At 72.5% G+C, this 14,842-nt stretch carries 12 protein-coding genes; all 12 read left to right on the plus strand.

Annotation, left to right across the window (positions count from 1 at the left end; genetic code table 11):
• Positions 1-327 precede the first annotated feature (327 nt).
• Positions 328-975 (plus strand): phosphoribosylglycinamide formyltransferase, encoded by a 648-nt coding sequence (purN, locus tag ABZ562_RS08890; protein ID WP_361475739.1) that lies wholly within the window; start codon positions 328-330, stop codon positions 973-975.
• The gene (gene purH / locus ABZ562_RS08895; protein WP_361475741.1) at positions 972-2,534 is read left to right on the plus strand and encodes a bifunctional phosphoribosylaminoimidazolecarboxamide formyltransferase/IMP cyclohydrolase; all 1,563 of its coding nucleotides are present in this window, start codon (positions 972-974) and stop codon (positions 2,532-2,534) included. The genes purN and purH overlap by 4 nt, the downstream gene beginning before the upstream one ends.
• 136 nt (positions 2,535-2,670) lie before the next feature.
• Complete coding sequence (locus tag ABZ562_RS08900; protein ID WP_361475743.1) at positions 2,671-3,558, plus strand: bifunctional methylenetetrahydrofolate dehydrogenase/methenyltetrahydrofolate cyclohydrolase; 888 nt, start codon at positions 2,671-2,673, stop codon at positions 3,556-3,558.
• On the plus strand, positions 3,548-4,129 hold the full coding sequence (locus tag ABZ562_RS08905; protein WP_361475745.1) for a DUF3017 domain-containing protein: 582 nt from the start codon (positions 3,548-3,550) through the stop codon (positions 4,127-4,129). Before ABZ562_RS08900 ends, ABZ562_RS08905 begins: the two co-directional genes overlap by 11 nt.
• Positions 4,130-4,740: 611 nt before the next feature.
• Positions 4,741-5,898: a DUF2690 domain-containing protein gene (locus tag ABZ562_RS08910; protein WP_361475747.1), complete on the plus strand. Its 1,158-nt coding sequence runs from the start codon at positions 4,741-4,743 to the stop codon at positions 5,896-5,898.
• A 329-nt stretch (positions 5,899-6,227) separates the two neighbouring features.
• Positions 6,228-7,217 carry a malate dehydrogenase gene (locus tag ABZ562_RS08915; RefSeq protein WP_361475749.1) on the plus strand — a complete coding sequence of 330 codons (990 nt, stop codon included), beginning with the start codon at positions 6,228-6,230 and terminating at the stop codon, positions 7,215-7,217.
• Between the two features lie 252 nt (positions 7,218-7,469).
• Entirely contained in the window at positions 7,470-9,086 is a 1,617-nt protein-coding gene (locus ABZ562_RS08920) for a hypothetical protein (protein ID WP_361475751.1), read from the plus strand.
• Positions 9,073-9,516, plus strand: coding sequence for a hypothetical protein (locus ABZ562_RS08925; protein WP_361475753.1), 444 nt, complete (start codon positions 9,073-9,075; stop codon positions 9,514-9,516). Before ABZ562_RS08920 ends, ABZ562_RS08925 begins: the two co-directional genes overlap by 14 nt.
• Before the next feature lies 1 nt (position 9,517).
• Positions 9,518-10,309, plus strand: coding sequence for a hypothetical protein (locus ABZ562_RS08930; protein WP_361475755.1), 792 nt, complete (start codon positions 9,518-9,520; stop codon positions 10,307-10,309).
• Positions 10,310-10,639: 330 nt separating this feature from the next.
• Positions 10,640-11,404, plus strand: coding sequence for a serine/arginine repetitive matrix protein 2 (locus tag ABZ562_RS08935; RefSeq protein ID WP_361475757.1), 765 nt, complete (start codon positions 10,640-10,642; stop codon positions 11,402-11,404).
• Between the two features lie 139 nt (positions 11,405-11,543).
• Positions 11,544-13,046: an aldehyde dehydrogenase family protein gene (locus ABZ562_RS08940; RefSeq protein WP_361475759.1), complete on the plus strand. Its 1,503-nt coding sequence runs from the start codon at positions 11,544-11,546 to the stop codon at positions 13,044-13,046.
• Positions 13,047-13,249: 203 nt separating this feature from the next.
• Positions 13,250-14,836: a GMC oxidoreductase gene (locus ABZ562_RS08945; RefSeq protein WP_361475761.1), complete on the plus strand. Its 1,587-nt coding sequence runs from the start codon at positions 13,250-13,252 to the stop codon at positions 14,834-14,836.
• Positions 14,837-14,842: the final 6 nt, after the last annotated feature.

The following is a 14,842-nucleotide window of genomic DNA, read 5'->3' on the forward strand; positions in this document are numbered from 1 at the left end:
CGGAGTGAGGTGAGGTGCCGCGCGGCGGCGTCGGTCCGGCATCTGGAATGTGTCTTCCCCTTGTGTCGTCGTCCTGCACACCCGGTCCGGTTACGGCTCCTGCCGCACGGCTCGGCCGGGGCGGGCGCGACGGTCTTTCCCACGGCGTCAGTTGGATTCGCAGTCCAGACGCTACCTCCCGTGCCCGCCCCCGTCCCCCGGGGGCCGCTTCGTGTGCCGGTATCGTTGCTGACGGTCGGCGGCTTCGTAGAGTTCCCCGAATTCCACGGGCCATGACCTTGTACGACCACACAAACGGCAGCACCGCCCGCGAGAAAGAGCCCCGCCGTGGCCTCCCCGCCCCTCCCCGCCCGTTCCGGGTCCCCTGCCCGCCTCGTCGTTCTCGTCTCCGGCTCCGGTACGAACCTGCAGGCGCTCCTCGACGCCATCGCCGACGACGGCGCTGCGGCGTACGGCGCCCAGGTCGTGGCCGTCGGCGCCGACCGCGGCGACATCGCCGGTCTGGAGCGCGCCGAGCGCGCCGGCATCCCCACCTTCGTCTGCCGCGTCAAGGACTACGCGAGCCGCGCCGAGTGGGACGCGGCGCTGGCGCGGGAGACGGCCGCGTACGCACCGGACCTGGTGGTCTCGGCGGGGTTCATGAAGATCCTGGGCAAGGAGTTCCTGGCCCGTTTCGGCGGCCGGTGTGTCAACACCCACCCGGCCCTGCTGCCCAGCTTTCCCGGTGCCCACGGGGTGCGCGACGCGCTCGCGTACGGCGTGAAGGCGACCGGGTGCACCGTCCACTTCGTCGACGACGGAGTCGACACCGGCCCGATCATCGCCCAGGGCGTGGTCGAGGTACGGGACGAGGACGACGAGTCCGCTCTGCATGAGCGGATCAAGGAAGTCGAGCGCTCGCTGCTCGTCGAGGTCGTGGGGCGTCTGGCCCGTCACGGCTACCGCATTGAGGGACGAAAGGTAAGGATCCCGTGACCGCCGAAGGTACCAAGCGGCCCATCCGCCGCGCGCTGGTCAGCGTGTACGACAAGACGGGTCTTGAGGAGCTGGCCCAAGGGCTGCACGCGGCGGGTGTCCAGCTCGTCTCGACCGGCTCGACGGCCGCGAAGATCGCGGCGGCGGGCGTTCCGGTGACCAAGGTCGAGGAGCTGACCGGCTTCCCGGAGTGTCTGGACGGACGCGTCAAGACCCTGCACCCGCGCGTCCACGCGGGCATCCTCGCCGACCAGCGCCTCGACGCGCACCGCGATCAGCTCGCCGAGCTGGGCGTCGAGCCGTTCGAGCTGGTCGTCGTGAACCTCTACCCGTTCCGCGAGACGGTCGCCTCGGGCGCCTCGCCCGACGAGTGCGTCGAGCAGATCGACATCGGCGGCCCGTCGATGGTCCGCGCCGCCGCCAAGAACCACCCCTCCGTGGCGGTCGTCGTCAACCCGGCCGCCTACGGGGACGTCCTCAAGGCCGCCGCCGACGGCGGCTTCGACCTGGAGCGGCGCAAGCGCCTGGCGGCCGAGGCGTTCCAGCACACCGCGGCGTACGACGTGGCCGTGGCCAACTGGTTCGCGGAGGGCTACGCGGCCGACGAGGGCGACTGGCCGGACTTCACCGGCGCGACCTTCACCCGGAAGCAGGTCCTGCGCTACGGCGAGAACCCGCACCAGCCCGCCGCGCTCTACAGCGACGGCAGCGGCACGGGTCTCGCGCACGCGGAGCAGCTGCACGGCAAGGAGATGTCGTACAACAACTACGTCGACACCGAGGCCGCCCGGCGCGCCGCCCACGACCACACCGACCCGTGCGTCGCGATCATCAAGCACGCCAACCCCTGCGGGATCGCGACCGGCGCGGACGTCGCCGAAGCGCACCGCAAGGCGCACGCGTGCGATTCGCTGTCGGCGTTCGGCGGCGTGATCGCCGTCAACCGTCCCGTGACGGTCGCCATGGCGGAGCAGGTGGCCGAGATCTTCACCGAGGTCATCGTCGCCCCCGCGTACGAGGACGGCGCGGTCGAGGTGCTGGCCCGCAAGAAGAACATCCGCGTGCTGCGCTGCGCCGACGCCCCCGCGGCCGTCACCGAGCAGCGTCCCATCGAGGGCGGCACCCTGGTCCAGGCGAAGGACCGGTTCCAGGCCGAGGGCGACGACCCGGCCCACTGGACCCTGGCGACCGGTGAGGCGCTGGACGCCGACGGCCTCGCCGAGCTGGCCTTCGCCTGGCGCGCCTGCCGGGCGGTCAAGTCCAACGCGATCCTGCTCGCCAAGGACAACGCCACGGTCGGCGTCGGCATGGGCCAGGTCAACCGCGTCGACTCGGCGAAGCTGGCCGTGGCCCGGGCGGGCGAGGAGCGGGCGGCCGGTTCGTACGCCGCCTCCGACGCCTTCTTCCCGTTCCCGGACGGCTTCGAGGTGCTGGCCGAGGCGGGCGTCAGGGCCGTGGTGCAGCCGGGCGGCTCGGTCCGCGACGAGCAGGTGATCGAGGCGGCCGAGAAGGCGGGCGTGACCATGTACTTCACCGGTACGCGGCACTTCTTCCACTGACCCGCCCCGCGCGACGTACGACACCGGAGGCCGCACCCCGAGACCCTGGGGTGCGGCCTCCGCCGCCCACTCCCGCTCCGCGCCCCCGAAGGGCCCTGAGTGGAATCGATGTCCCCGCATCCGGGAGGATGAAGCCATGACCGCCCAGATTCTCGATGGCAAGGCAACCGCCGCCGCGATCAAGTCCGATCTCGTCAGCCGCGTGGAGGCGCTGAAGGCCAAGGGCGTCCATCCCGGCCTCGGAACCCTGCTCGTCGGCGACGACCCGGGCAGCAAGTGGTACGTCGCGGGCAAGCACCGCGACTGCGCGCAGGTGGGCATCGCCTCCATCCGCCGCGACCTGCCCGACACCGCCACCCAGGAGGAGATCGAGGCGGCGGTCCGCGAGCTGAACGAGGACCCGTCCTGCACGGGCTACATCGTCCAGCTGCCGCTGCCCAAGGGCATCGACACCAACCGGGTGCTGGAGCTGATCGACCCGGCCAAGGACGCCGACGGGCTGCACCCGATGAGCCTCGGCAAGCTGGTGCTGAACGAGACCGCGCCGCTGCCGTGCACCCCGCAGGGCATCATCCAGCTGCTGCGCCACCACGGCGTGGAGATCAACGGCGCGCATGTGGTGGTCGTCGGCCGCGGCATCACCGTGGGCCGGTCGATCGGGCTGCTGCTCACCCGCCGCTCCGAGAACGCGACGGTCACCCTGTGCCACACCGGCACCCGCGACCTGTCCGCGCAGCTGCGCCAGGCCGACATCATCGTGGCCGCCGCCGGGGTGCGGCACCTGGTGAAGGCGGAGGACGTCAAGCCGGGCGCCGCGGTGCTCGACGTGGGCGTCAGCCGGGACGAGCACGGCAAGATCGCCGGGGATGTGCACCCCGATGTGACCGAGGTCGCGGCCTGGATCTCGCCGAACCCGGGCGGCGTCGGCCCGATGACGCGCGCTCAGCTGCTGGTCAACGTCGTGGAGGCCGCGGAGCGGGACGCGAAGGCGGCCGCCGACGGCGGTGCCGGTCATGACGGCTGAGGCGAGCGGAGAGCCCGCGGCCGGCACGCCCGGGGCCGGTCACGAGACCGCTGATCAGAAGACGGCCGATCAGAAGACGGCTGATCAGAAGGCGGCCGATCAGGAGACCGCTGATCAGGCTCCGGCGGGCGGCCGGGCCCCGGCGGGCAAGCCGACGGTCGGGGAGCTGCCCGGGCTGCTGCTCCGCAAGTCCCGCCGCTTCCCGCTGATCACCCGGGACACCGCGCGTCCGCAGGGCGGCGGCCGGGCCGCGCCCGGCAGCGCCCCGGCGACCGCCCGGCAGTGGCCGTTCCTGGCGGTGGTGGGTGGCGTCGCGCTGGGGCTGCTGATCGTCGCGCTGGACGGATTCCGGCTGGGCACGGCGCTGATCGGGCTGTCCCTGCTGGCGGGCGCGGCGCTGCGGTGGGCGCTGCCGGAGGTCGGGATGCTGGCCGTACGGTCGCGCTTCACCGACCTGCTGACGTACGGCGGGCTCGGCGCGGTGATCGTGCTGCTGTCGCTGATGGTCCAGCCGGACCCCTGGATCAAGCTCCCGTTCCTCCAGGACGTGGTGCACTTCACGGTCCGCTAGGGGGCGTCTTTCGGATCAGGCCGGATCAGGGAGCGGGGTCAGGGGGCACCTCCCAGCGGTAGCTGGGGGCGCGTGCGATCGCAAGGCGGAGGAGGAGAGCGCAGCGGCGCTGCGTGCGACGACGACAACGCGGCGAGCGTGCGTGCCAGGGCCCGCGAGCCCGGCATGATCCGGAAGGCACCCCCTGGTCCGCGCCCTCCGCGCGGCCGCCAACCGAACGGCGGCCCGTCCTCACCCCCCGCGGGAGGACGGGCCGCCGTTGGCTTGTTCGCGTCCCTCCCGCGCCCCGGCGGCGGTCCGCCCTCTCCCCCGAAGAAGGACGGACCGCCTGGTGATCAGGGTTGTGTGTCAGCTGTGCGGGATCAATGGACGTCGACGGCCTGTGGCTCGGAAGTGACCGTTCCGCAACGAGGTATCGGCTGCGCAACGACGAACGGACGCGGCCGGGGTGCGCTCGTGGGTCCGAAATGCTCCGATGCGCCCCCGCCGGAGGAGCTGAGATCCTGGGGCAAGGCATCTCTTTGGGTAGTCAGATCGACGCCCGGGACGCCGGCAGAGGGACCGGAACAAGGGGAACCACCAGGTACGTACGGGGGGACAGGGGGAGGCACATGCCTCGTTGGAGGGACCTGCCCGAGGAACTCGACCCGCGGGTGCGGGAGTTCACCGGGCAGTTACGCGGGCTCGTCGACCACAGCGGGATGAGCGTCGTGGCCATCGCCGACCGCACGGGCTACAGCAAGACCTCCTGGGAGCGCTACCTCGGCGGCAGACTCCTGCCGCCGCAGGGCGCGGTGGAGGCGCTGGCCGAGGCGACGGGTGCGGACGCGGATCACCTCGGCACCCTGTGGGAGCTGGCGGAGCGGGCCTGGAGCCGCGCCGAGGCGCGGCACGACGTCACGATGGAGGCGATCAGGGTCGACCGGGCGCGGGCCGCGCTGGAGGCGTTCGCGCCGCCGCCGGCGGCGAAGAAGAACGGGCGCAAGCCGGAGAAGTCCCGCCCGGCCGCCTCCCCGGACGTCCGGAGCGGCCAGAGCGTCCAGGGCGTTGATGTGCCCGGACCCGAACACCCACTGGTGGAGTCCGCCCCGGCGGCGTCATCGCCCGCGTGGCCCACGCTGCCCGTACCGGACGCGACACCCACACCACCCGCCTCGCTCGCACCCCCGGCATCGAAAGCGCCGCCGGCGCCGCCCGCACAGCCCGCACCGCCCGTGGCCGACGAGCCGGGCTCGCCGCGTCCCGCCGGGCGGCCCCGGCGCCGTATCGCGCTGTTCGCCGCGGGCGTCGTCGGCACGCTGCTGATCGTGGCCGGCGCCGTGCTCCTGACCGGCCAGGGCGACGACGGCCGGAAGCGGGCCCAGCAGCCGGCCAAGGCCCCCGCCACCACCGCCTCCCGGCTCCCGGCCGGGGTGAAGTGCTCCGGGAACGGCTGCGCGGGCAAGGATCCGGAGGCCATGGGGTGCGGCGGCGAGCACGCCAGGACGACCGCGGACGCGATGGTCGGGACCGCGTACGTCGAGGTCCGCTACAGCAAGGTCTGCGGCGCCGTGTGGGCCCGCATCGCCCAGGCGGCCCCCGGTGACCTGCTGAAGGTCACCGCCTCCGCCGAGCGCGGCGGGCCGGACCGTACCGAGCGCGGCACGGTGGACGCGGACGGCGACGCGTACACCGGGATGGTCACGGCGGACGCCACCTCGCGGGCCACCGCGTGCGCGACCCTCACCGGCGGACAAAGCGGCTGCACGGCGCGCCAGGGCGCTCCGTAGGGCCACGGTCCCGGGCACGGCTCAGGGCGTGCCCAGGGCGCCCCTCAGGGGTGAACGGCCGGGGCGGCGGCCCCGCCGCGGACCCGTTCGGGGGAATTTTCGGACCGGAGGGAATGACCCCGGGGAATCGGGGCATGCGCACGCCGAGCCCCCCCACGGGTGCGGCACCGGGCGGCCGCCTGTACTCCCCCTCCTGGCAGGCGGCCGCCGGGGCGTGCCGGTGAGCAGCGACACAGAGACCCGGGGATGCGAGCGCGGCGCCGTCGGATAGCCTGACGCCGGTATCTCGACACCAAGAGATCTCGGACAACACAGCGCAGGAGACCGCCATGACCCGCACTCCCGTCAATGTCACCGTCACCGGCGCGGCCGGCCAGATCGGCTACGCGCTGCTCTTCCGCATCGCCTCCGGTCAGCTCCTCGGCGCGGATGTGCCGGTCAAACTGCGACTTCTGGAGATCCCCCAGGGGCTGAAGGCCGCCGAGGGCACCGCGATGGAGCTGGACGACTGCGCGTTCCCGCTGCTGCGCGGCGTGGACATCTCCGACGACCCGAACGTCGCCTTCGACGGTGCCAACGTCGCGCTGCTGGTCGGCGCCCGCCCGCGCACCAAGGGCATGGAGCGCGGCGACCTGCTGGAGGCCAACGGCGGCATCTTCAAGCCGCAGGGCAAGGCCATCAACGACCACGCGGCGGACGACATCAAGGTCCTGGTCGTGGGCAACCCGGCCAACACCAACGCCCTGATCGCCCAGGCCGCCGCCCCGGACGTACCGGGCGACCGCTTCACCGCGATGACGCGCCTGGACCACAACCGCGCCCTGTCGCAGCTCGCCCAGAAGACCGGGGTGCCGGTCGGCGAGATCAAGAAGCTCACGATCTGGGGCAACCACTCCGCCACCCAGTACCCGGACGTCTTCCACGCCGAGGTCGCGGGCAAGAACGCCGCCGAGGTCGTCAACGACGAGCAGTGGCTGGCCGACACCTTCATCCCGACCGTCGCCAAGCGCGGCGCCGCGATCATCGAGGCCCGGGGCGCGTCCTCGGCCGCCTCCGCCGCCAACGCCGCCATCGACCACGTCCACACCTGGGTCAACGGCACCGCGGCGGGCGACTGGACCTCCATGGGCATCCCGTCGGACGGCTCGTACGGCGTCCCGGAGGGCCTGATCTCGTCGTTCCCGGTCACCACCAAGGACGGCAAGTACGAGATCGTCCAGGGTCTGGAGATCAACGACTTCTCCCGCGCCCGCATCGACGCGTCGGTGAAGGAGCTGGAGGAGGAGCGCGAGGCCGTGCGCGGTCTGGGCCTCATCTGACGCGCCACCGCACCTTCCGAAGGGTCACCCTCCGTTATTCACTCCGGAGAGTGGCCCTTCGGCTATTCCCTGTCCTTGCGCCCCACCTTCTCCTACCGTTAGAGGGGTTGACGCCGGCCTCGGGGGGAGAGCATGGGCTCAGGCAGTCGCAGTGATCACGCTTCCAGTCACGCTTCCGGCCACGCAGCCAGTGAAGCCACGCGTTTGCTGTGCGCGGGTGCGTATCTGGACGACGATTTCCGGGACACGGTCGTGGACGAGCTGTTGGTCCACGAGGAGCGCGTGGTGGCGCCGTCGCTGGGCATCGACGCCGCCAGGGTGCTCGCCCACGCGCTGCGCGCCCGCCGTCTGGAGGCGGGCTGGATCCTGCTGTTGATCGGGCTCTGGCTGCTGCACGCGCTGCTGGCCAAGGGCTTCTTCCCCGTCTTCCTGCTGTCCTGCGGGCTGTTGCTGCTGGCGACGTGGGCCAGGGGCGGCGCCTCGGGCCCCTTCCGCGCCGACTATCCGGGCTCCGACGGGATCGCGCCCGGCCGGAGGCGGCTGGCCGCCGTCCTGCGGGTGGCCGGAGTGCTGCTGCTGATCGCCTATGTGATCTCCGCGCTGGAGCTGGTCCTCGGGGACGAGCCGGATCCGAGCGCCCTGGAGAGCGACGTGCTGCAGGGGCTGACGGCCGGGGCGGGCGCCGGTGCCGCCTGGGCCGCGCTGCTGATCCCCGCCGCGATGGCCGCGGCGGTCGCCCTGCACCGCGAGCACGTGGCCCGGGTGCTGTCCACCGACCTCGATCCGCGGACCTTCGCCGCTCCGGACGACGACCCGGCCGAGCGCTCCGGCAGCGCCCGCCTGCGGCGGGTGCGGGAGTTGATCCGGCGCGAGCAGCACGCGCCCGTGATCCTCTACCACGATCAGCACCCCTTTCTCGGGGCGGGCACCGCGCACGCCACCTGGACGCTCGCGGTCGAGCTGCGGCCGCGCGAGGGCCGCACGGCGGTGCCGCTGGACAACCGGGTGATCCTGGAGCGGATCCGGCCGCTGGTGGAGAATCTGCGCACCCCGTCCGCCCGGCCCCCGGCCCGGGACCCCGCCCGGAGCGCCTCGGTGCCGAGGCAGTCGGTCGAGGTCCGGGACCGGCTGCGCGGTCTGGAGCTGGACGAGTGCGTGTTCGTGAAGGCCACCGGGTTGCGCAGCCGCTCCCTCGCGCCGCACGGCGAGGCGCACTTCGAGCGGGAGCGGGCCGAGGCGGTCGAGGAGGGCGGCGAGGTCCGGCGGCACTTCCTGCGCATCCGGGTCGGTGCCTGGCGGGAGGAGGTCGTCACCACCGTCTTCGTCCGGGTGCACACCCAAGGCGGCATGCTGATGGTGGAGTTCGCACCCCATGTGCTGCGCCCGATCCGCCCGGACTTCCGCGCGATCGACCGGCTCACCGACTCCCACCGCCGCGGCGGGCTGCCGGGCAAGGTGCTGTGGGCGCTGGCCCGGACGCCCACGGCCGCGGGCCGCGTGCTGATCCACGGCTTCCGGATGATCGCCTTCTTCGTGCGGATGTACACGGGCGCCTATGCCGCGGCCATCCCCGACGGGCCCTGGAGGTCCGTGCGCGAGCTGGGCAGCGACGGCAGCGCCTCGCTCTTCCAGGAGATGGACGTCAGCCGCTATCTGAAGAGCGTCGAGGACCGGGTGGCCAACGGGGTGCGGCAGGCGCTGGACGAAGCCGGATGGGAGACCGGCGAGTTCGAGCAGAAGATCATCAACGTGAGCGGTGGCGGCATCTTCATCGAGTCCGCGCAGGACAGCGCCATCACCGTCGGCGACCACAACACGGTCAGCAATACCAGGGGCAACGGAGGGGGAGGCGGCCATGGCGAGGGCTGAGCGGGACGAGGCACGGGACGAGGAGCGGGACCAGGGAAGCGGCGCGGGTGCGGCCGGAGGCCAAGGCGGGCGGCGGTTCGGGGACATCCGCATCGGCAATGTGCGCGGCGGAGTCGTCGGCATCGGCGACCACAACCACATCGTGAACGGGTCGCAGGGCGGCACCGGCTGCGACCCGGCGTACGAGGAGTTGCTGAGCGCCGTCCGGCAGCTCTCCGCCGACCTGGAGCGGCTGGTGGCCGGCCCCGAGGTCAGCGCGCTGTCGGACGAACTGGCCGGCACCCAGGACGAGATCCAGCGCACCGGCCGGGCCGGGGCGGGCCGGCTCGCCCGGCTCCGGGTGCTGCTGCAGGACGCCGGTGCCGGTATCGGCATGCTGGCGTCGGGCGTTGCCGTCGGCCAGGCGGTCGGCGCGCTGCTGGGCGGCTGAGATGAGCGCGCCGAGCGACGAGCGCGGCCCGCACTGGGACGAGGCCGCGCAGCGCTGGGTGGGGGAGGGCGCCGAGCCGCCCGCCCCGGGCAGACGGCCGCCGAGCCCGCACCGGGGGCCGGTGCTGCTCGTGGTGCTGGCCGTCGTGCTCATCGGCGGCATAGGCGTCGGCACCTGGCATCTGCTGTCGGGCAGCGGTGACGACACGGCGCAGGGGGACGGCGGCCCCAGCGCGACCTCGTCCGGCTGGGACGGCGGCTCGCCGTCGCCGTCCGATGGTGTGCCGTCGTCGGCGGAGCCGTCCGCGTCGCCGTCCGATTCGGTCGCCGCGGGCAGCGGGCCACCGCAGGGGTATGAGCGCACCATCGATCCGGAGGGGTTCAGGCTGGACGTCCCGGTGGGCTGGCAGCGCGTCAAGCGCGATACGGGCGTCTTCTACGAGTCGTCCGACGCGAGCCGGCTGATCCAGGTCTTCGCGCTGACCAGCCCTCAGGTCACCCCGTACGAGGCGCTGAAGCAGGCCGAGACCAACCTCAAGAAGAACCCCGACTACAAGCGGTACGGGCTGAAGCGGCTCGGCCCGGGCGACGGCGCGGACGCGGAGCTGGAGTACGGCTATCGCAGCCCGAAGTACGGTCCGCGCCGCGTCATCGACCGTGCGTTCACCGGGCCGGACGGGGTGCAGTACGCGGTGCTGGTGGCGGGCCCGTCCAAGGAGTGGCCGCGTCAGGTGGAGGTGCAGCGCGTCGCGTTGGGCGCCTTCTGCCCCACCACGTACTGCCCGGCCACCTGAGCGGGGTCGGGATGGGCGTAGTGGGTACCCATATGTCGGCTAACGCGGTTAACTCTTCTTATCGGTAGAAGAATACGGTTTAGGGGGGCGGGCATGACTGACGGGGGCTCGGAGGGGCCGCGCGGGCCCGAGGAGCAGTGGGGCCCGGAGGAGTATCGGGGCCCGGAGGAGTATCGGGGGCCGGGGGAATATCGGGGGCCGGGGGACACGCAGCAGTGGGAGACCCGCCAGTGGGACCTCGGCGAAGGCCCGGCGGCGCAGCCGGGCGATGCACCCGGTACTGGATCCGGCACTGGACGGGGGGCCGGATCGGGGGCCGAGACGCGGCGGGTGCTGCAGGCCGTGGCGGTCACGGTGTTCCTGACCGCGGGGATCGCGTTCTCCGGCTGGGTGGCATTCGGCGGTGACGGGACGGCCCGGGACCAGGCGGGCCCGCTGCCCTGGGACCGCGGGACCCCCGTGCCCTCGGCGACCGCGAAGGCCACCGCGCCCAGCGATGTCTATCCCGCGCCTGAGACCGGGGCGCCCACGGATCTGCCGTCCGGAGTGCCGAGCGCCGCGCCGTCCGGTCTGCCCTCGGCGGACCCGTCCGGGGCGCCGTCCGCGTCCCCGTCGGCGTTCCCGTCCCTGACGGGCTCCGCACCGCCCTCGGGGTTCAGCACCGCGCGGGACCCGAAGGGCTTCGACCTCGCCGTCCCCGACGGATGGCGGCGGACGGTGGAGGGCCCGAGCGTCTTCTACACCTCGCCCGACGACTCCACCCGGATCCAGGTGTTCGAGCTGCACGGCCCCGAGGCCACGCCGTACGAGTCGGCGCAGGAGGCCGAGCGGCTGGCGTCCCGCAGCCGCGACTACGAGCAGATCACCCTCGCCCAGCTCGGCGCGGCCGCCATGGACCCGGCCCAGCTGGAGTACACGTACCAGAGCAAGCAGTCCGGCGCCCGCCGCATACTCGACCGCCGCTTCGCCGCGCAGAACGGCACCATGTACGCGGTGCTGATCATCGGTCCCGCCGGCGACCGGGCCGAGGAGCAGTCGCTCCACGACACCGTGCTGAAGACCTTCTGCCCCACCGCCTACTGCACCGCTTCGTAGCTCCCGTGCCCTCCCGCCTCGCGTGAGCCGGGCCACTTTCAACGAAAAATTGCGCATACGTTTGACGCTTCCGGTAAGGGGTCCTTGTTGCTGGCGTGGCCAGCGGGAACGTTCGCAATACGGGAAGGGCAGAGTAGACGTGTCGGCAGTCGAGACCATTCATGTGGACGGGGTGTGGCGGGCAGCCGCATCCAGCGCGCAGCGGGAGGTTCTCGACCCCGCGGACGCCAAGACGCTCGCGGTCGTGGCCGAGGGCGGCGCCGAGGACACCGACGCGGCCATCGCCGCCGCGCGCCGCGCCTTCGACAGCGGCCCCTGGCCGCACACCCCCGTCGCCGAGCGGGCGGCGCTGCTGCGGCGCGTCGCCGATCTGCTCCAGCGCGACCGTGAGGAGATCGCGCTCCTGGAGAGCCGCGACACCGGCAAGACCCTGGAGGAGGGCCGGGTCGACGTCGACGACGTGACCAACGCCTTCCGCTACTTCGCCGAGCTGGTCGCGGGCGAGTCCGCCGGCCGGGTGGTCGACGCGGGTAGCCCCGATGTGCACAGCGTCGTGGTGCACGAGCCGGTCGGCGTCTGCGCGATGATCACCCCCTGGAACTACCCGCTGCTGCAGGCCAGCTGGAAGGTGGCCCCGGCGCTCGCGGCGGGCAACACCTTCGTGATCAAGCCCAGCGAAGTGACCCCGCTGTCCACCGTCCACCTGGTGAAGCTGCTGGTCGAGGCGGGCCTGCCGAACGGTGTGGCCAACCTGGTGACCGGCGCCGGCGACCCGGTCGGCGCCCGGATGTCCGAGCACCCGGATGTGGACCTGGTGTCCTTCACCGGCGGCCTGATCAGCGGCACCAAGGTGGCCCAGGCCGCCGCGCCGAGCGTGAAGAAGGTCGCCCTGGAGCTGGGCGGCAAGAACCCGAACGTCGTCTTCGCCGACGCCTGCGCCACCGACGAGGGCTTCGACACCGCCGTCGACCAGGCGCTGAACGCCGCCTTCATCCACAGCGGACAGGTCTGCTCGGCCGGCGCCCGGCTGATCATCGAGGAGTCGGTGCGCGAGCGGTTCGTCGCCGAGCTGGTCAGCCGCGCCGAAAAGATCAAGCTGGGCCGCGGCACCGAAGAGGGCGTCGAGTGCGGTCCGCTCGTCTCGGCCCAGCAGCTCGCCAAGACCCAGGCGTACGTGGCGTCCGCCCTGGAGGAGGGCGCGGTGCTGCGCTGCGGGGGCAAGCAGCCCGAGCCGTCCGACGTCCGCCCCGCCACCGGCTACTTCTATCTGCCGACCGTGCTCGACCAGTGCCATCGCGAGATGCGCGTCGTGCGTGAAGAAACGTTCGGCCCGATCCTTTCGGTGGAGACGTTCAGCACCGAAGATGAGGCCGTGGCTCTCGCCAATGACACCGAGTACGGCCTGGCCGGCGCGGTCTGGTCGTCCGACACCGCGCGCGCCCGCCGGGTCGCCGCGCGGCTGCGCCACGGCACCGTATGGATCAACGACTTCCACCCCTACCTCCCGCAGGCCGAATGGGGCGGCTTCGGCAAGTCCGGCGTCGGACGTGAGCTGGGCCCGGCGGGCCTGGACGAGTACCGCGAGACCAAGCATGTCTACGAGAACCTGCGGCCCAGCCCGGTGCGCTGGTTCGGCGGCTGACGCCCCACCGCCGGCCCCCGCCCGGGGCGGCACGGCCGGGCCCGGACCTCCCGCCGGGCCCGGACCCCGTCGCGTCCGGTGACGGCGCCCGGCGTCTTCTCCCCCTTCGTCCGTAACCCCCATCCCCTCCGGGGACGGCCCCCGGCCCGCACCTGTGTGGGCCGCCCCGGAAGACCGGAAGACCGCGAGGAGTAACCCCCACCATGCCCGTACCTGACGCATACGATTACGTCGTCATCGGCGGAGGCACCGCAGGATCGGTGATCGCCTCCCGGCTCACCGAGGACCCCGATGTCCGCGTCGCCGTCATCGAAGGCGGCCCCACCGACATCGACCGCCCCGACGTCCTCACCCTGCGCCGCTGGCTGGGGCTGCTCGGCGGGGACCTGGACTACGACTACCCCACGGTCGAGCAGCCGCGCGGCAACTCGCACATCCGGCACAGCCGCGCCCGGGTGCTCGGCGGCTGCTCCTCGCACAACACGCTGATCTCGTTCAAACCGCTGCCGGGCGACTGGGACGAGTGGGCCGAGGCGGGCGCCGAGGGCTGGGACGCCGCCTCGATGGACCCGTACTTCCACAAGCTGCGCAACAACATCGTGGCGGTCGACGAGAAGGACCGGAACGCGATCGCCCGGGACTTCGTGGAGGCCGCCCAGGCCGCCGCCGACGTGCCGCGCGTCGAGGGCTTCAACAAGCAGCCGTTCCACGAGGGCGTCGGCTTCTTCGACCTCTCGTACCACCCGGAGAACAACAAGCGCTCCTCCGCTTCGGTCGCCTATCTGCACCCCTTCCTGGACCGGACGAACCTCCACATCATGCTGGAGACCTGGGCGTACAAGCTGGAGCTGGACGACGACGGCCGGGCCACCGGTGTGCACGTGCGCACCAAGGACGGCGAGGAGATCCTCGTCCGGGCCACGACCGAGGTGCTGGTCTGCGCGGGCGCGGTGGACACCCCGCGGCTGCTGATGCACTCCGGCATCGGCCCCAAGGCCGACCTGGAGGCGCTGGGCATACCGGTCAAGGTCGATCTGCCGGGCGTCGGTGAGAACCTGCTCGACCACCCGGAGTCGGTGATCGTGTGGGAGACGGACGGCCCGATCCCGGACAACTCCGCGATGGACTCGGACGCCGGCCTGTTCGTGCGCCGCGACCCGGAGTCCAAGGGTCCGGATCTGATGTTCCACTTCTACCAGATCCCGTTCACCGACAACCCGGAGCGGCTGGGCTACGAGAAGCCCGAGCACGGCGTGTCGATGACCCCCAACATCCCCAAGCCGCGCAGCCGCGGCCGGCTGTACCTGACGAGCGCCGACCCCGAGGTCAAGCCCGCCCTGGACTTCCGCTACTTCACGGACGAGGAGGACTACGACGGCCGCACCCTGGTCGACGGCATCCGGCTCGCCCGTGAGATCGCCAAGACCGAGCCGCTGGCCGGCTGGCTCAAGCGCGAGGTGTGCCCGGGCCCGGAGGTCACCTCGGACGAGGACATCAGCGAGTACGCCCGCAAGGTCGCGCACACCGTCTACCACCCCGCGGGCACCTGCAAGATGGGCGCCGCGAACGACGAGCTGGCCGTGGTCGGCCCCGATCTGCGCATCCGCGGCCTGTCCGGCATCCGGATCGCGGACGCGTCCGTCTTCCCGACCATGCCCGCGGTGAACCCCATGATCGGAGTGCTGATGGTCGGCGAGAAGTGCGCGGATCTGCTGGTCGGTGAGCGTGATCAGGTCCGGTACCGGTCGCGTGAACGAGCCGCCCAGCTCGCTCCGGGAGGTGAGGCGTGATGGCTA

The sequence above is a fragment of the Streptomyces sp. NPDC019937 genome, from assembly GCF_040631655.1.
In the GTDB taxonomy this organism is placed as follows: Bacteria; Actinomycetota; Actinomycetes; order Streptomycetales; family Streptomycetaceae; genus Streptomyces.